The organism is Enterobacter sp. FW301-JW81 (assembly GCF_058788735.1).
Genome location: NZ_JBYTBA010000001.1, coordinates 965,726 through 984,493 on the forward strand (window position 1 = coordinate 965,726; position 18,768 = coordinate 984,493).

An 18,768-nucleotide genomic window follows, 5' to 3' on the forward strand; every position below is an offset into this window, starting at 1 on the left:
CCCGGAGATTATGAAGACACATCCACAGTACGAACCCTGGCTGCAGGGCATGCTCATCATCGCGAAGCACTATCGGCTGGACTTTTCGGCGGAGCATGTTCGGGTCACGATTAACCATGAAAGCCAGTCTCCGCGCCAGCTGGTGCTGGAGGAGATGGCGCGCCAGCTTGGGCTGGGGATGCGTGCGGTGGCGGCTGAAGCGGTATCTCTCGATCCGTGGCGCCTGCCGCTGCTGGCGGAATTCACCGGCGGCCAGATTGCGGTCATTAACCGCATGGACAGCGAAGGCAACGTCAGCCTGCAGTTCAGCGGCGACGCGGGGCTGGAGACAACGCTGACGCGTGACGAGCTCGGGCCACGGCTAAAGGGGCTGATGGTGCTGCGCCCGCTCGAGTCCACGCCGGATGCCCGCGTGGATGACTACATTAAACCGTATGAGAAAAACTGGTTCTGGCAGCTGGCGCTGAAGGACTGGCGACGCTACAGCGACATTATGCTGGTGGCGCTGGTCGCCAACGTGCTGGCGCTCTCCGGCATGGTCTTCTCCATGCAGGTCTACGACAGGGTCGTCCCGTCGCAGTCGGAGGCCACGCTGTGGGTGCTTTTTGGCGGCGTGATGATTGCCATTCTGTTTGAATTCATCATGCGCATGCTGCGCGTGCATATTTCTGACGTGGTGGGGAAACGCGCCGACCTGCGCATCTCCGAACGCGTCTTTGCCCACGCGCTGCGGATCAAAAACGGCGCGCGCTCTAAATCAACCGGATCGTTTATCGCTCAAATTCGCGAGCTGGAGTCGGTGCGCGAGCTGATTACCTCCACCACCATTGCGGCGCTCTCCGATCTGCCGTTCTTCCTGCTGTTCGTCTTTATTCTGTGGATGATTGGCGGTCCGCTGGTGCTGGTGGTCCTGCTCGCCGTACCGCTGCTGCTCATTCCCGGCCTGCTGGTGCAGCGCCCGCTGGGCAAGCTCTCCAGCGAAGGGATGCGCGAATCCGCCATTCGTAACGCCACCCTGGTGGAGGCGGTGCAGGGCATTGAAGACATCAAGCTGATGCGCGCCGAGCAGCGCTTTCAGAACCAGTGGAATAACACCAACGACGTGGCCGCCAGCGTCGGCATGAAGCAGCGCTGGCTGACGGGCCTGCTGCTGACCTGGACGCAGGAGGTGCAGTCGATTGTCTACGCGGTGGTGCTGCTGGTGGGCTGTTACCTGGTCATCAGCGGTGATATGACCACCGGGGCGCTGGTCGGGACCTCGATCCTGGCGTCGCGGACCATCGCCCCGCTGTCGCAGATTTCTGGCGTGCTATCGCGCTGGCAGTCGGCAAAAGTGGCCCGCAAGGGGCTGGACGATTTGATGCAGCGGCCGATTGACGATCCGCAGCACGGCAAGAAGGTGCACAAAGCCCACCTGCGCGGCGACTATGCCCTTGAGGACGTGGGGTTTTACTACGACGAGGAAGAGAACCTCACCGTGCTTAACATCAGCAAGCTGCAGATCCGCGCCGGAGAGCGCGTGGCGGTACTCGGGCGCAATGGCTCCGGTAAAAGCACGCTGCTGCAGCTTCTGGCGGGCATGCAGGAGCCGCAGCAAGGCAGCATTCTGCTGGACGATATTGCCCTTAATCACCTCGACCCGGCCGACGTGCGTCGCGACATGCAGCTGCTGAGCCAGCAGGCCCGTCTGTTCTTTGGCTCCGTTCGCGACAACATTGTGATGGGCAACCCGCTCGCTACCGACGACGAGATTCATCAGGCGCTGGTCAACAGCGGCGCGCTGGAGTTTGTGCGTAAGCAGAAAATGGGGCTGAACTACATCATCAACGAGGGCGGAGCTGGCCTCTCCGGCGGTCAGCGTCAGGCGCTTTTGCTGGCGCGCGCCCTGATTACCTCGCCAAATATCCTGCTGCTGGACGAGCCTACCGCCTGGCTGGACGAAATGAGCGAGAAGCAGTTTATTCAGCATCTACACAAATGGCTGGGTAAACGCCGCACGCTGGTGGTGGCGACGCATCGCCTGCCGATTCTGGACCTGGTCGACCGCATCATTGTGCTGGGAAACGGCAGGGTGGTGATGGACGGGCCGCGCGACGCGATCCTGCACCAGCACGGCATGGCGCCGCAAAAAGCCGCACAGCGCACCGTGACCATGAAGCCTGCGGCGGTTGCAGAGGAGGGCGCGGCATGAGTGATTTCTCGCGTTTCAATAGTCGGTTGAAAGAGCCGCGCCTGCCACGCTCTACCCTGGTGGCATGGTCTCTGTTCTCCCTGCTGGCGGCATTTATCGCCTGGGCAAGCCTGTTCAGCCTTGATGAAGTCACGACCGGCAGCGGCAAGGTGATCCCCTCTTCTCACGAGCAGGTGATTCAGTCCCTTGAAGGCGGCATTATTCACAGCCTGATGGTGCGCGAAGGCGATATTGTCGAACGCGGACAGCAGCTCGCGCAGCTTGACCGCACGAAAACTGAGTCAAGCGTGTTGGAGAGTGAGTCTCGTCTGAATGCCGCGCTGGCTACCGCCGCGCGCCTGAAGGCCGAGGTAAACGACACGGAACTCGCGTTCCCCGACGAGCTGGATGACGACGTTGAACTGGTCAAACAGGAAACGGCGCTCTACCAGTCCCGTCGCGAAAGCCTCGAAAAGGGGCTGGCCGGCTTACGGCAGGGCGCCGAGCTGGTTCAGCGCGAGCTATCGCTCACCCGTCCGCTGGTGACGCAGGGGGCGGCGAGCAAGGTTGAGGTGTTACGTCTTGAGCGTCAAAAAAACGAGCTTGAGAATAAAATCACCGAGATGAAAAACCAGTATTACGTTCGCGCCCGCGAAGAGCTGGCGAAAGCCAACGCGGAGATTGAAGCCCAGCGTTCGGTGATGAAAGGGCGCGAAGACTCCCTGACCAGGCTGACCTTCAATGCCCCGGTGCGCGGCATCGTGAAGGATATTGACGTCACCACCGTGGGAGGCGTTATCCCCCCGAACGGCAAGCTGATGAGCCTGGTCCCGTTAGATGACCAGATGGTGGTGGAAGCGAAAATTTCACCGCGCGACGTGGCGTTTATCCATCCAGGCCAGAAAGCGCTGGTAAAAATTACGGCCTATGACTACTCCATTTATGGCGGGCTGGAAGGAGAAGTGACTATGATTTCCCCGGACACCCTGCAGGACGAGGTGAAGAGAGATGTTTTTTACTATCGCGTTTATATCCGTACCGACAGCAACCATCTGACCAATAAGCAGGGAAAAGACTTCCCGGTCTTTCCGGGCATGATTGCCACCGTTGACATAAAAACCGGCAGTAAAACCATCCTGGATTATCTGCTGAAACCGCTGAACAAGGCCAAAGAGGCGCTGCGGGAAAGATAGGGAAACGGCGTTCGGGATGCCGAACGCCTGCTGGCTTATACCGTTGACGTCATGTGATGAACAGGGCGTCGCTCTTTAGGTACAACGTTAATGTAGTGCGTGACGTACGCAAAATACAATCCGGCATAGTTTTCGACCAGTTCGATAAATGCCGGGTATATCGACATCCGACCATCACCGCGATCTTTCAGATAGCCCGCCTCCTGTGCCGATTTGATAATCCGGTTGACGTGGATGCGCGAAACAAAAAATTCTTTGGCGAGCGTGCTGGCGGAATATTCAATAACGGCACCGTGAGCGGATTTGTTTTTCATGGCCTGCAGGTAAATATAGAGCATAATCATTCGCCCACCGTCCTTATCGATAAATAATCCCACTTCAGGTAACACCTTTCTGAACGTCAAACCCCGAAACAGATATTCAGCCGCACGGCGGAAGAAGTTATTTCTCAATGCGTCATTATCCAGCAGGTTAACATTTATATTAAATGCCGGGTAAAGAATACTCACCGGCAAAAATGCGCCGGACATATAACGCTTAAGTTCATTCAACCCTTTCTCGGTTGGCGCGATTCGGGTTTTACGTCGGTCTTCCGTGCAGCGCCAGGTCCGGATGCGCCCGGTGGTTCTGAGTATCGTAATGATCGCAATAACGCTGTTGGGGCTGGCTATCTTATAGCGAGAACACAGCTCTTTAATTTCTGAAACGGATTCGGCCTGATTGCCAAAAATAAAACAGCACATGGAGAGGATAATATTGAATCGTGATTCCTGCAGCATCGTCTTGTAGAACAATGGTTGTTTTTTGTAGATGGTGTCATTAATTGTGTAGTGCTCTAATATTGCCTCACTAAATCGCGGGTTGTTCTTTATGACATCCCTTCGATGTAGCAAGGCCCTGGATGAGATATGATTATCCATAGCGTTTTTCTCGTATTTGAATGAGCCGATAGATGAAGTATCCAGTCTTCTTTTTCGGAATTTTCATTATACCCTGAGAATGACGTATTTACCGAGGTTATTTGAAAAGAAAAGTATATTTGCGGGTGGTATGGCATTGGGTGATAAACGCAAAGATGTTCCGCTGGGAACTGTTTCTTACCCGGCATTGGTACGCTAAAATCAATATTCACAGCAGGTGCATTAAATTTTACGCATTCAAAATTAGAAATGGCGCTTTGGTGCCCAGGAGCAGGTTATGACCCACAAATTTTCTCTCAGAAATGGGGCTTGCGATGAACAATCATTTGTCATCTCAGCCTGCGGCTTCACGTTCCAGGGATATAGTCTGATGCTTAACAAGTACGGAATACAGGCGTCGCATATTCACTTTGACGGAGACGAGGTATCCTCACAGGATGTGGAAAATATTGTTGTAAATCATAATGCTCACATCGTCACGTTTCTCGGGAAGGGTATCATCGGTCTTCTGGAGAGCCTGAAGCGGCTGGCTTCCGTACTTAATGCGCTTCCGGTTATTCGACGCGTCACGCTGTATGGTGATATACCTGACGGCTGGTTATACCGCACGCTGGGCAGCCTTTTAAATAACACCCATCAGTTATCATTAATTCGTATTGCCAGCACTTCTGATATTATAAGCTGTTTCGACACGTACCATAATGGCTTTAAGGACCGCTCGCGCCTTTTGCGCGATTACAATAAGGATATTTCTGCACAAGAAAATTTAAAATGGTTAACGAGAAGAGAGGTAGACGTTTTATTACATTTCTACCGCGGTATATCGGTCAAAGAACTTTGCGACAAAATGGCACTTTCCAATAAAACGGTATATACCCATCGCAAGGAAGGTGTGCTGAAATTACACTTGATTAAACGCTGGCTGCACGATCCTCACAACTTCAAAGCGGAAGGTAGCATTAAGCGTCAGAGTCAAAATACAGGGTTTACGGATAAAGAAGTAGAGGTTTTTAAAGCATTGCATAAAAAAGAGATATTTCCTGCCTACCAGATCATTACCGATCGTGATAAGAAAGGGGTAGGTTTTGAAATTCTTATTCGCTGGAATAAAAACGGTAAAATTGTTAAACCAGCAAGTTTTTTGACCGATGTTTCCAATTATGAGATATGGCTAAAAATGACGGCGTTAGTCATTCATGCTGCCGTTTCTGGGATTAATAAATATAATGGAAAATATTATTTTTCGGTTAACATTCCTCCCCGACTGGCTTCCGGAAATGCCTTGCCGGATATGGCGCGTAAAGCCATCAGTATGTTGCTCAAACCACAATGGGCCGAAAAGCTGGTCTTTGAATTTGCAGAGGATATTGACGTCACGAAGGATAAGAGGATCCCGGAAACCATGCGGCATTTACGCAATACGGGGTGTCGATTGTTTCTGGATGACTGTTTCTCTAATCACCAGACCATGTTCCCGGTGCGGCAGGTACATTTTGACGGGCTCAAGCTGGACAGGGACATCGTCGAGCATTTTGTGGCAAATGACAACGACTATAATCTGATCAAAGCGATACAGATTTATAGCGACATGACGGGAACGGACTGCATTGCCGAGGGGGTTGATAGTGAGGAAAAGTTTGAAAAATTAGTCGCGATGGGGGTCAAGAACTTTCAGGGCTATTATTTATCGCGAGCCGTGAAAGAGGAAGAGCTGGACCGCATGGTGCGCTTGTTCAGCTAAGAAAAAAATAAAGCCCCGAAGGGCCTTTATTTATTTTCGACCCAGCAACAGGCCGAGAACAATACCCACAGCACCCGCTGCAACGAGGCCGGTGAGGGGGTTATTTCTGACCGCTTCAGTAACATCAGAAACGGCATCGCTGGCCTGGGCCGCATATTTTTTTGCCGCGCCTTTTACCTGGTGCTTTGGTGAATCTACAAATTCACCAAACTGCTGCTGCGCTGAGCCTGCAAGTTCATCAAGTTTATTTTTTGCTTTGTCTTCAGCGAACTGGGTGTTTTTATCGGTACCGAAATCAGACATTTTTGCCTCCTTGTGTTGATACTTAAAGGATAGCCTCTCTTTGCAGATGTGAGAGACGAAAGGCTAATTTCGGTACCCGATGCGGCTGTTTTCGGATATATCTCTATGCCGCAAACCCGTTATTTCTCATTCTCATCCTGACCGTAATACAGGGTGCCAATGCGGATAAGCGGGCGGCCCTGAGACTTGCGGTGCAGGTTACTGTCCCTGAGCGAGTAAACGCATCCGCAATACTCCTGCTGGTAGAACTGCTCCCGCTTGCTGATCTCAATCATGCGGGATGAACCGCCCTGTTTGCGCCAGTTGTAGTCCCAGTAGATCATGCCCGGATAGCGCGCTGCCGCACGCTGGCCGCAGTCGTTTATCTGCTGCATGTTCTTCCAGCGGGAGATCCCCAGCGAGCTGCTGATGACGCTAAAGCCATTTTCTGCCGCATAGAGCGCCGTGCGTTCGAAGCGCATATCGAAGCACATGGTGCAGCGGACGCCGCGCTCGGGTTCCCACTCCATGCCTTTCGCGCGCTCAAACCAGTTATCGGTGTCGTAATCGGCATCAACAAAGGGCACGCCGTGTTTTTCCGCAAACCGAATATTCTCTTCCTTGCGGATGAGGTATTCCTTTTGTGGATGGATATTGGGGTTATAGAAAAAAATAGTGTAGTCAATTCCCGAGGCCTGGATGGCCTCCATCACTTCACCCGAGCAGGGGGCGCAGCAGGAGTGCAGCAGCAGTTTGTCGGCACCGTCTGGCAGGGTGAGCTGAGGGCGGATAAAGGGGGCTGTCGTCATGGCGTTCTGCAATATGTTTATGAAATTTATGGAATGGTAGCACAGACTCAGCATCTTTTAAGGCGGCACGGACGGGGGCGGCGCAGGAAGATCCCGCCCGGTCGGGATCTTCGCGCAGTGAAAGGCTGTTATTCGGCAAATTTCAGCAGCGCTTCGCCATCAAGACGATAGCGTACCCATTCGGACTGCGGCAGCGCGCCAATGCTCAGGTAAAAGTCGATGGCGGGCTGGTTCCAGTCGAGCACGCTCCATTCAAGGCGACCGCACTGCCGCGTTACCGCCAGCTGCGCGATATGCTTCAGCAGCGCTCTGCCCGCGCCTTTACCGCGATACTCCGGAGAAACGTACAGGTCTTCCATATAAATACCGTTGCGTCCGAGCCAGGTTGAATAGCTGGTAAAGAACACGGCATAGCCGGCAGTCTTGCCGTCAAACTCCGCGATCAACGCCTCGGTTTTAGTCCCTGCGCCAAAGAGCGTTTCCCGGATCTCCTCCGGCGTGGTAACCACTTCTTCCGGCGCTTTTTCATATACCGCCAGTTCGTAAATCATGGCGTATATCGCCGCTGCATCTTCGGGGCGAGCCTGACGAATGGTGATGCTCATTGTTTATCCTGTTTTTTTGCGTGCGTTTCGATTGATGGCGTTAAGCATACGGAGTATTGTCCGAAGAATTAAGTGCAATGAAATCAACAAATGATGAATATTATGCATCCTGCGCTGAGACGCCTTGATTTAAACCTGCTGCCCGTTTTCGATGCCATCTACCGCCACCGTTCCGTTCGGCTTGCCGCCGATGAGCTGGCGATGAGCACATCCGCCCTCAGCCATGCGCTCTCGCGTTTGCGCGCCACCCTGAATGACCCGCTGTTTTTTCGGGAGGGGCATCGCATGTCCCCCAGCGTGTATGCCTCTCAGCTTGCGCCTTCAATTGCTTCCGCACTGGCGTTCCTTAATCACGAGCTGGCCCCGCAGCCGGAGTTTGACGCGGCCAGCAGCACCGAGAGCTTGCAGATTGCGATTACGGATTTTACCGCGCTTTGCATTTTCCCGGCCCTGATGCACAGGCTGCAGCTTGCAGCCCCGGGTTTGCGTTTTGAACTTCGCTATCTGCCGCACAGCCCGGCGCTGACGGAGCTGCTGGCGGGCGAGGTAGATCTGGCGCTGGGTTTCAGCACCGAGGATGATATCCGCCATCCGGAACTGGAAGAGATCGGCTGGTTTGAAGATGAGTATGTGGTTATCAGCAACGCAAGCCGGACGAGGCTGACGCTGGAGGATTATCTCGCGGCCCGCCACCTGGTGGTGACGCCGTGGAATGAGAAGCAGGGCGTTCTGGATGTGCGGCTCGAGCAGCTTGGGTATACCCGACAAATCGCGATCAAAACGCCGTCAATGCTCAGCGCGCCGTTTATCGTGGCGGAAAGCGATCTGCTGATGGCAATTCCCCGGTATGCCGCTGAGAAGCTTATGGCAGCAGCGGATCTCAGGATATTTGCCTTACCGTTCCCGATACGCACGTTTGAAGTGAAAATTTACTCGCATAAACGCAGCGGCCAGCGGGGCGCGACCCGCTGGCTTAAGGAACAGCTGCAGGTGCTGGCACAACAGGGCGATAAATGATTAATGGTATACGTATTAAGAAATGACTTCGCGCCTTCCGCAAGCGATCGTTAATGCATTAAATGATTAGCTATCGCGCGGAACTCTTATTATCAAAGGGGTGGTCTCAAATCCGTGCGGGCATTTGCGCGCATTGCAATACTCAGCATATGAGCAGCCTTCAGCATCCAGGTTTTTATTAAAAGGGCAGGCCATTTTGTTTTTTATCTCATTCCACAGGTTCTCATTGTAAGGCGAGACGTTATAAAGGGATATTTGGTTGAATACGCCATTTACAAAAATTCCATTTTTTGTCGTATGTATTCTGTCTCCGGGCAAAAGATAGATGTCACTTTCGTACCAAATTATTAATCTTAATAATTTTAAACCAACAATGTGCGAATAAACGATTCCTGTGTTAGGGCAAATGACAGAACTTAATACTCGCCACGACATCATGCTTTTCTCCATAAGATATTTTTACCTGGATTTAGGTTTAGCATGGGATCAGACATCGATCAACGATGTAACTCATTGATATTGATCGTTATTTTAAGATTAATCAATTTTTATCTATATATAACAATAACTTGCGCAATACGGTTTCGGTGATTATTTTGAATTATTTACGTTGAATTAAAGATAAGTGGTTTGATTTTGACCGCTTGAAGGTTATGAACGTGAAAATAAGGTTTAGCAAGGGCCTGCATTCTTAAAGGAAATTTAACCATGACTGAAATCATTTTATTTCAACATGTTACCCTGTTTAAGGTTTGTTGGGTTGGTTTCATTATTATTAATTTTGCTTATCGATTCCTTAAAATAAATGTCGCTACAGGCGATTTGTGCAGGCTTTGCTATAGAAATGGCTGAAATCGGATTTATATGACTTCATTCCATGGGGGTATTATTCAGATTTGCTTATGTAAAATAAAGCTCTTCCAAAATTCGGTGAAAAGCAGAATCACCGTCCAAAACAGGGTGTTTACATGTGATTGTCTTTTGTGATATCAGCCCCACTAGAGAAGTGTATTTTTTTTGTAACTTTTTGATATTATTTATTATATTGAAGTTGGTGTTGTAATCGGCATCAATATTTTCAGGAAGGGCATAGGATGTCCCCCAGCGTGTATGACTCTCAGGTACAACATGCATTTACCTCCATGCTTTACTCCTTTCATGAGTTCGATGCCTATTTTTTGTACCTTAGACCGCTCGACAACAACCAGGGTGCGAACACAATAGCACACTGCGCGATGAGCGTGTCCCGGTGGCATGCAGAGCATTCCACCGGCCCCATGTTCTGAGGGTGAAGAATATGGTGTCATTTCCTGCTTGCCACATTTTCATCTCAGGAGTTATTATTTACAACATTCTGACGATCCTTTAGAGAATAGACTCTTAGAAACGTCCTTAAATATTGTCAAAATCAGCATGTTGAATATTTTTATTTTCGCTTTTCATTATCGTCAAACAAAGCCATTGAATATACCCATGATGGCATTGTATTGATTTTTCTTTCATATGAAATATTTTTATTTGAGCATTTGTTTTTAATGTTGTATCTGAAGCTTGGTAGGCCAGACTTAATTAAGTACTTATCTATCAGAGATGATACGCAAAAATAAGGTTGATTATTCGCTTCCAGCGCAAGTGTCTCTAAATTGGCATCACTGCCTGCTGCTACAAATACAGGAACATCTCCATAATCGGTAGGGTTTATATCCCATTTGAATATAAAATCGTTGTCATGCTCGCCTGTTTTGCTGAAAAGATTAGTTGGAAGGACATTATTATCCATGAAAAATTTATTCAAAGCAGGTTTGTGATCGCCATAAATAACAACTACAGCATTTGGATCTATCTCACGAACTTCCTTGTAAAAATCGACGAAACGATCCACGGCTTGTTTCAGTTCGTACGTATAAATATACTCTCCTGAGTCATTCTCATGAGGATAGGGTCCATGGGTAGACATAGTAATTAAATTCATGAATATATTTTTCCCGCCAGCTTTTTTGAGATGTTCAATAGCTGATTTATAAAGAAGATAATCATCGGGTTGCCATTGCCATTTTTTTCTGGTTGCAATAATTTGAGCTGGAAGACTTATATTAGACATTTCATAAAGACCATCAAATTGTTCAAATCCAAATTTTTTATATACAATATCTCTATGCCAAAACTCTTTTAAATAGTTATGTGCTGCATAAGTAATAAAGCCTTTTTCTTTTAATGAGTTGGCAATAGTATCGGAATGCGATTTGAACTGTGAAGCATATTCTTGATAAATTATACCAGATAAAACCCTTGAATTACTTGGAAGTCCGGTTAGCATTTCAAATTCAACATTTGCAGTGCCTCCACCATAAACTGGAGAAGTCGCTCGAAATGTGACAAAACCTTCATTTAATATGGGAGTAATTATTTCTTTGAAATTTGCATTGTCATACCAGCACGACTCACAGAGTACGTAAATGATGGTTTTATGTTTTGATAATTCCGTACTGCCAACTCGTTTTTCAAAGTTGTAAACCTCTTTATTATTTTGGTTAGCCATAGGTGCAGATTTCCGTGAACTTGTCATCACAACATGCATAGCTATTCCATTATCCTGGAGATTTTCAGGCCAATTCCATGATTTGTAAATTACATTCATTTCTTTAGCTAATAGTATCACCTTTCTGGAGAGAATACTCTCCTCGCCAAAGAGAGCGCTGAAATGAGTATAAAATGCAAATGGCAAAGTGATTATAAAAACAATTGCAAGAAAAGTTTTATTTTTCTTGGTTGTGTAAAATATTTTGTTGATAAACAACAAAATTACGCAAATGAATATTGCGAGGAAAAGGTAGAATACTGGCCATGCTGTGAGGTAATGTTTTGCAATAGATATATTAGAACGAGAAAATAAGTCATTCCAGGAGAGCACCTCGCCCGTGAGTGATAACTTGATATTACTTATATACTCCAGTAATTTGAATGTTATAAAAACAATATAGGCTGAAACTAATGATGGTAGTCTTATTAAACGAAGTGAGATATAAGCTAAAGGTAAAGGACTGGCAAGCCATATGTAGTGTATGAATGAATATAAAAAGTTTGGTAATGGTACTGAGCTTTTAATTTCCAGGGAAGCTATAATGAAAAATGTAATAATAAAAATAAAATCCAGTAATGAAGATTTTATTTTTTTTTGAAAGTTAGTTGAGACGAGAGACGTAGTTTTGAAGAGTACGTTCATTTTTGAACCTTAAAATAAATGATTCTGATTATATCATGTAATTATAAAAAGTGTAATAACCTCTCTCAATAGATAACTAATGCTAGTATTTGGGCATTGGTATTTGACGACCAATAAGAGGGAAATCACAGAGGAATCACCGTCCAAAGCGGTAAGTTGAATCACAACTCCTGCTTACCTTGATAGCCTCGTATGGGAAGTAAGAAGTCCTTTTATGCCTGATAATATTTTTTGGAATGTCGAATAACTCAATGATAAAAATGGAAAAGTTAATGTTTACATAGAACTGTGTAAAAAGGTACTATACCCCCCTATAGTATCAGGAGGGCGTATGCCGCATTCACCCGAAGATAAAAAACGTATTCTGACTCGCGTCCGCCGCATACGCGGGCAGGTTGATGCCCTTGAACGGGCGCTGGAGTCAGGCGACCCCTGTCTGGCCATCCTGCAGCAAATTGCCGCCGTGCGCGGGGCTGCTAATGGCCTGATGGGCGAAATGGTCGAAATTCACCTCAAAGACGAGCTGGTGGCGGGCGAAACCACGCCGGATCAGCGAGCCGTACGCATGGCAGAAGTCGGCCATTTGCTGCGCTCTTATCTAAAATAAACCCACACATCTCACAATAGGGGAAGACAATATGAAATCTCGCGCTGCAGTTGCATTTGGTCCCGGCCAGCCGCTCAAAATCGTTGAAATCGACGTGGCACCGCCGAAGAAAGGCGAAGTGCTGATCAAAATCACCCATACCGGCGTATGCCATACCGATGCGTTTACGCTGTCGGGTGACGATCCGGAAGGCGTCTTCCCGGCGGTGCTCGGTCATGAAGGGGGCGGTGTTGTAGTGGAAGTGGGCGAGGGCGTGACCAGCCTGAAACCCGGCGATCACGTGATCCCGCTGTACACCGCGGAATGCGGCGAGTGTAAGTTCTGTAAATCCGGCAAGACCAACCTCTGCCAGGCGGTTCGCGCCACTCAGGGGAAAGGGCTGATGCCGGACGGCACCACCCGCTTCTCCTATAACGGCGAGCCTGTTTATCACTACATGGGCACCAGCACCTTCAGCGAATACACCGTTTGCGCGGAGATCTCGTTGGCGAAGGTGAACCCGCAGGCGCCGCTGGATAAAGTCTGCCTGCTGGGCTGCGGCGTAACCACCGGCATCGGCGCGGTGCACAATACGGCAAAAGTCAAAGAGGGCGACACCGTGGCGGTGTTCGGTCTCGGCGGTATTGGTCTGGCGGTGATTCAGGGCGCGGTCCAGGCGAAGGCCGGTCGGATCATCGCGGTCGACACCAACCCGGAGAAATTCAAGCTGGCGGGTGAAATGGGCGCGACCGACTTCGTGAACCCGAAAGACCACGACAAACCGGTTCAGGATGTCATCGTTGAGATGACCGACGGCGGGGTTGATTTCAGCTTCGAATGCATCGGCAACGTTAACGTGATGCGTTCCGCGCTGGAGTGCTGCCACAAGGGCTGGGGCGAGAGCATCATCATTGGCGTGGCCGGTGCGGGCCAGGAGATTAAAACCCGTCCCTTCCAGCTGGTCACCGGGCGCGTGTGGCGCGGTTCCGCCTTTGGCGGCGTGAAGGGCCGTACCCAGCTTCCGGGTATGGTTGAAGATGCCATGGCCGGGAAGATTCAGCTCGATCCGTTCATTACCCACCGTTTACCGCTGGAGCAGATCAACGACGCGTTCGATCTGATGCACGAAGGAAAATCCATCCGCACCGTTATTCATTTCGGCGACAAGTAACTCTTCTGCCAGCGGTTTTAGCCGCTGGCGTTTCTTTAATAATCTTCTCTAAAGTGTGACCAGTGCGGCGTTTTTAGCCGTAATCTAAATCCCAACCGTGCCGATGACTATCTGACAGGCGTGTTTTTACGCATCTTACCTACAAGAGAGTCGACGGTCATGGACAACACTACTTCGATGCCGGCGCAGCGCAAGCTGGGCTTCTTGCATCACATCAGGCTGGTTCCGCTGTTTTCCTCCATTCTCGGTGGCATTATTCTGCTCTTTGGCTTGAGCTCGGGCCTGGCTGGATATTTCCTGTTGCAGGCCGATCGCGACCAGCAGGATGTCACATCCGAAATTCAGGTGCGTATGGGGCTCTCGAACAGCTCAAACCATCTGCGAACCGCGCGTATTAACCTGATCCACGCCGGTGCGGCAAGCCGTATCGCGGAGATGGATGCCATGAAGCAGAACATCAGCGAGGCGGAAACGCGGATTAAGCAGTCCCAGGATAGCTTTACCGCCTATATGAATCGTGCCGTGCGTACCGCTGAGGGCCAGGCGCTGGATGCGGATCTCAAGGCGCGCTACGACGCCTATGTTGCGGGCATGCAGCCGATGGTGAAATTCGCCAAAAACGGCATGTTCGAAGCGATCATCAACCACGAAAACGAAACGGCGCGCCCGCTGGATGACGCGTACAACGCCGTGCTGCTGAAGGCGATTAAGATCCGTACCGACCGTGCCAGCGCGCTGACCGCGCAGGCGCACAGCCGCACGCAGCTGGGCCTGATGTTTATGGTGGGCGCGTTTGCGCTGGCGCTGGTGCTGACGGCAATGACCTTTGTTGTGCTGCGCCGCACGGTGATCAATCCGCTGCAGCGCGCCGCGAAGCGTATCGAAAATATCGCCAAAGGCGACCTGACGATGCCGGACGACGTAGCCGGGCGCAGCGAAATTGGCCGCCTGACGCGCGATCTGCAAACCATGCAGCACTCGCTTGAAAATACCGTGGGCACCGTACGCCAGGGTGCAGAGGAGATCTACCGCGGTACCAGCGAGATTTCTGCCGGTAATACCGATCTCTCTTCGCGCACCGAGCAGCAGGCCGCGGCGATTGAGCAAACCGCCGCGAGCATGGAGCAACTCACCGCGACGGTGAAGCAGAACGCCGATAACGCCCACCATGCCAGCAAGCTGGCGGAAGATGCCTCCGGCAAAGCCAGCCGCGGCGGTCAGATGGTCTCCGGCGTGGTGAAAACCATGGGCAATATCTCCAGCAGTTCGAAGAAGATCTCTGAGATTACCGCCGTAATTAACAGCATCGCGTTCCAGACCAATATCCTGGCGCTGAACGCGGCGGTCGAAGCGGCGCGCGCGGGCGAGCAGGGGCGCGGGTTTGCCGTGGTGGCAAGTGAAGTGCGTACCCTGGCAAGCCGCAGTGCGAATGCCGCAAAAGAGATCGAAAGCCTGATCAACGAATCGGTTTCGCTGATCGACCAGGGCTCCGGTGAAGTGGTTGCCGCCGGCCACACCATGAATGAGATCGTCGATGCGGTTAAGCGCGTGACCGACATCATGCTGGAGATTGCCGCCGCGTCCGACGAGCAGAGCCGCGGTATCGTGCAGGTCAGCCAGGCGATTTCCGAGATGGATAAGGTCACCCAGCAAAACGCCTCGCTGGTGGAAGAGGCCTCCGCCGCGGCGGCGTCTCTGGAAGAGCAGGGGGCGCGTCTGACCGAGGCGGTCGGCGCGTTTCGTCTGAGCGGCGCGAAGCAAGGGCGCGCGGCAACGTCTGCGCCAGTGGCGAAGAACGCGCAGCTGCGTCCGGCGGCTGCGGTTTCCGGGGATAACTGGGAGACGTTCTGAGCGGCGTGTTGTGTCGGGTGGCGGCTTCGCCTTACCCGACCTACTTGTATTTGCAGGCCCGCGTAGGCGTAGCGCCACCGGGCAAAAAAAAGGGACCTTTCGGTCCCTTTTTTCATCCGTTACTTCTTATCGGGTAACGCATAGGCGATAACGTAATCACCGCGATCCGGTGACTGGCGAGCGCCACCGGCGTTAATGATGATGTACTGTTTACCGGTTTTCGGCGACACGTAGGTCATCGGGCCGGACTGGCTGCCGACTGGCAGACGGTCTTTCCAGATCTCTTTCCCGGTGGCGGTATCAAACGCGCGCAGGTAGAAGTCCTGGGTTCCTGCGAAGAACAGCAGGCCGGACTGGGTAGAGAGCGATGCGCCAAGCGTCGGCATCCCGATAGGGATTGGCATGTGCATGCGAATGCCTAGCGGGCCGGTATCTTCCACCGTGCCGACAGGAACCTGCCACACCAGCTTGCCGGTTTTCAGGTCAACGGCCGACATGGTGCCAAACGGCGGCTTCTGGCACGGAATGCCCAGCGGCGACAGGAAGCGTTCGCGCATTGCGCCGAACGGCGTGCCGTCCATCGGAACGATACCCATCTCGATGCCGCTGGCGTTTTTCGCTACGTTAGCGCGCGGCACCATGTAGTTTGCCAGCCCCAGGCGCATATCGTTGACGAACATCAGGCTGTTGTTCGGGTCAACGGAGACGCTGCCCCAGTTCATCCCGCCGAGAGAGCCGGGGAACTGCAGGGACCGGTCGAGGCCCGGCGGGGTGAAGATGCCCTGATGACGCATCTCTTTGAACTGAATGCGGCACAGCAGCAGGTCGACAGGTGTCGCTCCCCACATGTCGGACTCGGTCAGCGTCTGGTTGCCAATCATCGGCATGCCAACGGAATACGGCTGGGTCGGAGAGTAGCGTTCACCTTCAACGTTACCCGCCGGAACGGGACGTTCCTCAACCTTCGCCACCGGCTTACCGGTTTCGCGGTTAAGCATGAAGATCATGCCCTGCTTGCTGGTCTGCACCAGCACAGGCGTGGTTCCGCCTTTACCGTCCGGCAGGTCGTACAGCAGCGGCTGGGAAGGCAGGTCGAAGTCCCACAGGTCGTGGTGGGTGGTCTGGAAATGCCAGCGGACCTGACCGGTGGTCGCGTCAACGGCGACGATGGAAGAACTGTACTTATCGTCCAGCGCGGTGCGCTCGCCCGCCCAGAAATCCGGGGTGGCGTTGCCGGTTGGCAGGTAAATCAGGTTCAGCTTAGCGTCGTAAGACATGGCAGACCAGACGTTCGGCGTACCGCGCGTGTAGGTCTGGCCTTCCGGCGGCAGGCCGGTCAGGTTCGGGTTACCCGGATCCCACGCCCAGGCCAGCTTGCCGGTGTGAACGTCATATGCGCGCACCACGCCCGGCGGTTCGCCGGTGGAGAAGTTATCCGCCACGCGTCCACCAACCACAACGACATTCCCGGCAACCAGCGGCGTGGAGGTCTGCTGATAATACCCGGGCTTGATCTCGCCCATGCCAACGCTGAGGTCAACGGTGCCATGGTCGCCAAAGTCTTCACAAACCTTGCCGGTATCCGCGTTGATGGCAATCAGGCGGGCGTCGGTGGTCGGCAGGAACAGGCGGCGAGGGCAGGCCGCAGGCTGTGTGTCTGCCTGTGACGTTGTCACCTTTTGATTATCTTCAAAATAGCCCAGACCGCGGCAGCGCTGCCAGTTAGGCGCCGTGGCTTTGGAATCGTAGCGCCATTTTTCTTTACCGGAGTCCACGTCCAGCGCCAGCACTTTGCTGTACGGGGTACAGACATAGAGCGTGTCGCCAACCTGCAGCGGGGTGTTCTGATCTTCCGCGCCGGAGCCGTTGCTCTGCGGAATATCGCCGGTGTGCGCAACCCAGGCGACCTTCAGGTCGTTGACGTTTTGCTTGTTAATTTGGTCCAGCGCTGCGAAGCGGTCGCCGTGCGTGGTGTTGCCCCAGTGCTTCCAGTTTTTTTGCTGCTCGCCGGGCGCAACGGGTTTAACCGGCACGGGCTCGTTTGCCGCCACGAGGGTTTGCGGCTTAAACATCCACCCCAGACTGACCAGCATGACCACGGCCAGCACGGCCGCGATCCCAAACGCTGGTGCTTTGTGCACCGCGGTGCCGGTATTCGCGGCGCGCAGGAAAGGCCAGACGATGGCGCAGAGGAAGGCCAGAACGGCAAAGGTAAACAGGCGGGAGAAGAGCGGCCAGAAATCCCAGCCCGCATCGCTTACCGCCCAGAACAGCGAGGCAATAAAGGCGATGCCGTAAAGCACGATCCCGCTGGTGCGATTGAGGAAAATCAGGATCGCGGCAATCACCATCACCACGCCCATAATCAGGAAGTAACTACTTCCGCCCACGGTGGCGAGCTTAAAGCCCAACCCGCCGACGGCCAGACCGATGAGTATCATCAGTCCGGCAAGAAGCCACTGCAGAATACGAGGTATCCCGCGCGGCGCGCTGCCAAATGCCATTTCTGTCTCCTTAAACCCCCCGATGTATCAGAACTGTGCTGGTGTGTACCATTTGGGTAATAAGCTGTCGGGGGATAATGTTTTTTACGGTGTTGTGCGCATTGAATGCGGTTGAAATCACCTTAAACAAATAGCATGCGAACCATTTGGTGAATTCGCGGCTATGATAAAACTGTTAAATTGTTTTACGCAATTGTTAATGAATGATTTCGCATTATTTGATTAGAGGACGGCGCAGTTCCCTTGCCCCTCTGTCGCTGAGGGTTTCCCATAAAATAATGCCTGCACAAATAACCCCCTCTCTATTGAGGGAGAGGGCTGGGGTGAGGGGGGACATACGGCTCAGGTGGTCATTCCGTTCACTTTATGTTCCTTGCTACTCTGTAACGACATGACCGGTGAACGTGCCAGGGTGGCTCAATCGCCACCACCCTGGCGACCCGGGCTCCCGGCGGTAAATCGCCGCTTCGCGGTACCCTCAGCTTATTCCTTCAGGCTATCGGGTCGGGCATGAGCCTGCATCCCTGCAGGCCACGCCCTCTCGGCGCATCCCTGCGCCTCGCCCCGGCCTTACGGAAACGCTTCGGCGATTTACAGCCGGACCAGGATATCGCTGTAAGGTATTCATTTTCCTGAGACAGCGTACATCGCTTCAGGTAAAAAAATTACTGGAGAACCCTCAGCCTTTCGGAGAGG

Annotated in this window: 15 protein-coding genes; 7 read left to right on the forward strand and 8 right to left on the reverse strand. The window is 52.1% G+C overall.

The features are described 5' to 3' along the window. Window positions 1–10 precede the first annotated feature (10 nt). Entirely contained in the window at window positions 11–2,191 is a 2,181-nt protein-coding gene (locus AC3WOK_RS04640) for a type I secretion system permease/ATPase (protein WP_492354033.1), read from the forward strand. Then, window positions 2,188–3,363, forward strand: a complete 1,176-nt coding sequence (locus AC3WOK_RS04645) for an HlyD family type I secretion periplasmic adaptor subunit (protein ID WP_492354034.1) — start codon at window positions 2,188–2,190, stop codon at window positions 3,361–3,363. The genes AC3WOK_RS04640 and AC3WOK_RS04645 overlap by 4 nt, the downstream gene beginning before the upstream one ends. A 35-nt stretch (window positions 3,364–3,398) precedes the next feature. On the opposite strand, the gene AC3WOK_RS04650 is transcribed toward AC3WOK_RS04645, so the two are convergent. Continuing rightward, entirely contained in the window at window positions 3,399–4,283 is an 885-nt protein-coding gene (locus tag AC3WOK_RS04650; protein WP_059310163.1) for a helix-turn-helix domain-containing protein, read from the reverse strand. Window positions 4,284–4,560: 277 nt separating this feature from the next. On the opposite strand from AC3WOK_RS04650, the gene AC3WOK_RS04655 reads away from it, so the two are divergent. After that, window positions 4,561–6,024, forward strand: a complete 1,464-nt coding sequence (locus tag AC3WOK_RS04655) for an EAL domain-containing protein (RefSeq protein ID WP_492354035.1) — start codon at window positions 4,561–4,563, stop codon at window positions 6,022–6,024. Between the two features lie 30 nt (window positions 6,025–6,054). On the opposite strand, the gene AC3WOK_RS04660 is transcribed toward AC3WOK_RS04655, so the two are convergent. From AC3WOK_RS04660 to AC3WOK_RS04670, 3 genes are all read right to left on the reverse strand, one after another. Beyond that, entirely contained in the window at window positions 6,055–6,327 is a 273-nt protein-coding gene (locus tag AC3WOK_RS04660) for an ElaB/YgaM/YqjD family protein (protein ID WP_047348589.1), read from the reverse strand. A 119-nt stretch (window positions 6,328–6,446) separates the two neighbouring features. After that, window positions 6,447–7,115, reverse strand: coding sequence for an epoxyqueuosine reductase QueH (locus AC3WOK_RS04665; RefSeq protein ID WP_047348588.1), 669 nt, complete (start codon window positions 7,113–7,115; stop codon window positions 6,447–6,449). 128 nt (window positions 7,116–7,243) lie between these two features. Further along, complete coding sequence (locus AC3WOK_RS04670; RefSeq protein ID WP_059310160.1) at window positions 7,244–7,720, reverse strand: GNAT family N-acetyltransferase; 477 nt, start codon at window positions 7,718–7,720, stop codon at window positions 7,244–7,246. Between the two features lie 90 nt (window positions 7,721–7,810). Between AC3WOK_RS04670 and AC3WOK_RS04675 the strand changes: the two genes are divergently transcribed. After that, a complete protein-coding gene (locus AC3WOK_RS04675) occupies window positions 7,811–8,737 on the forward strand; it encodes a LysR family transcriptional regulator (RefSeq protein ID WP_492354036.1) in 927 nt (308 codons plus the stop codon). Window positions 8,738–8,803: 66 nt separating this feature from the next. Here AC3WOK_RS04675 and iraM read toward each other — a convergent pair whose 3' ends face one another. The 3 genes from iraM to AC3WOK_RS04690 form a co-directional block, all read right to left on the reverse strand. Next, window positions 8,804–9,187, reverse strand: coding sequence for an anti-adapter protein IraM (gene iraM / locus AC3WOK_RS04680; protein WP_321221029.1), 384 nt, complete (start codon window positions 9,185–9,187; stop codon window positions 8,804–8,806). A 450-nt stretch (window positions 9,188–9,637) separates the two neighbouring features. Further along, entirely contained in the window at window positions 9,638–9,871 is a 234-nt protein-coding gene (locus AC3WOK_RS04685; protein ID WP_492354037.1) for a hypothetical protein, read from the reverse strand. A gap of 292 nt (window positions 9,872–10,163) precedes the next feature. Beyond that, the gene (locus AC3WOK_RS04690; RefSeq protein ID WP_492354038.1) at window positions 10,164–11,960 is read right to left on the reverse strand and encodes an LTA synthase family protein; all 1,797 of its coding nucleotides are present in this window, start codon (window positions 11,958–11,960) and stop codon (window positions 10,164–10,166) included. A gap of 331 nt (window positions 11,961–12,291) precedes the next feature. Here AC3WOK_RS04690 and AC3WOK_RS04695 point away from each other — a divergent pair, with 331 nt between their 5' ends. The 3 genes from AC3WOK_RS04695 to AC3WOK_RS04705 all read left to right on the forward strand — a co-directional run bounded on the left by AC3WOK_RS04695 (window position 12,292) and on the right by AC3WOK_RS04705 (window position 15,568). Next, window positions 12,292–12,567 carry a metal/formaldehyde-sensitive transcriptional repressor gene (locus AC3WOK_RS04695; protein ID WP_021242544.1) on the forward strand — a complete coding sequence of 92 codons (276 nt, stop codon included), beginning with the start codon at window positions 12,292–12,294 and terminating at the stop codon, window positions 12,565–12,567. A 31-nt stretch (window positions 12,568–12,598) separates the two neighbouring features. After that, window positions 12,599–13,717 carry an S-(hydroxymethyl)glutathione dehydrogenase/class III alcohol dehydrogenase gene (locus tag AC3WOK_RS04700; RefSeq protein WP_059310155.1) on the forward strand — a complete coding sequence of 373 codons (1,119 nt, stop codon included), beginning with the start codon at window positions 12,599–12,601 and terminating at the stop codon, window positions 13,715–13,717. A gap of 159 nt (window positions 13,718–13,876) precedes the next feature. Further along, window positions 13,877–15,568, forward strand: a complete 1,692-nt coding sequence (locus tag AC3WOK_RS04705; protein WP_447855604.1) for a methyl-accepting chemotaxis protein — start codon at window positions 13,877–13,879, stop codon at window positions 15,566–15,568. 119 nt (window positions 15,569–15,687) lie between these two features. On the opposite strand, the gene AC3WOK_RS04710 is transcribed toward AC3WOK_RS04705, so the two are convergent. Next, entirely contained in the window at window positions 15,688–18,072 is a 2,385-nt protein-coding gene (locus AC3WOK_RS04710) for a glucose/quinate/shikimate family membrane-bound PQQ-dependent dehydrogenase (protein WP_447855605.1), read from the reverse strand. Window positions 18,073–18,768 lie beyond the last annotated feature (696 nt).

Bases quoted from the DNA above. Each gene is read 5' to 3' on its own strand.
- AC3WOK_RS04640 (WP_492354033.1), top strand. From the start codon at position 11: ATGAAGACACATCCACAGTACGAACCCTGGCTGCAGGGCATGCTCATC.
- AC3WOK_RS04645 (WP_492354034.1), top strand. From the start codon at position 2,188: ATGAGTGATTTCTCGCGTTTCAATAGTCGGTTGAAAGAGCCGCGCCTG.
- AC3WOK_RS04650 (WP_059310163.1), bottom strand. From the start codon at position 4,283: ATGGATAATCATATCTCATCCAGGGCCTTGCTACATCGAAGGGATGTC.
- AC3WOK_RS04655 (WP_492354035.1), top strand. From the start codon at position 4,561: ATGACCCACAAATTTTCTCTCAGAAATGGGGCTTGCGATGAACAATCA.
- AC3WOK_RS04660 (WP_047348589.1), bottom strand. From the start codon at position 6,327: ATGTCTGATTTCGGTACCGATAAAAACACCCAGTTCGCTGAAGACAAA.
- AC3WOK_RS04665 (WP_047348588.1), bottom strand. From the start codon at position 7,115: ATGACGACAGCCCCCTTTATCCGCCCTCAGCTCACCCTGCCAGACGGT.
- AC3WOK_RS04670 (WP_059310160.1), bottom strand. From the start codon at position 7,720: ATGAGCATCACCATTCGTCAGGCTCGCCCCGAAGATGCAGCGGCGATA.
- AC3WOK_RS04675 (WP_492354036.1), top strand. From the start codon at position 7,811: ATGATGAATATTATGCATCCTGCGCTGAGACGCCTTGATTTAAACCTG.
- iraM (WP_321221029.1), bottom strand. From the start codon at position 9,187: ATGGAGAAAAGCATGATGTCGTGGCGAGTATTAAGTTCTGTCATTTGC.
- AC3WOK_RS04685 (WP_492354037.1), bottom strand. From the start codon at position 9,871: ATGCATGTTGTACCTGAGAGTCATACACGCTGGGGGACATCCTATGCC.
- AC3WOK_RS04690 (WP_492354038.1), bottom strand. From the start codon at position 11,960: ATGAACGTACTCTTCAAAACTACGTCTCTCGTCTCAACTAACTTTCAA.
- AC3WOK_RS04695 (WP_021242544.1), top strand. From the start codon at position 12,292: ATGCCGCATTCACCCGAAGATAAAAAACGTATTCTGACTCGCGTCCGC.
- AC3WOK_RS04700 (WP_059310155.1), top strand. From the start codon at position 12,599: ATGAAATCTCGCGCTGCAGTTGCATTTGGTCCCGGCCAGCCGCTCAAA.
- AC3WOK_RS04705 (WP_447855604.1), top strand. From the start codon at position 13,877: ATGGACAACACTACTTCGATGCCGGCGCAGCGCAAGCTGGGCTTCTTG.
- AC3WOK_RS04710 (WP_447855605.1), bottom strand. From the start codon at position 18,072: ATGGCATTTGGCAGCGCGCCGCGCGGGATACCTCGTATTCTGCAGTGG.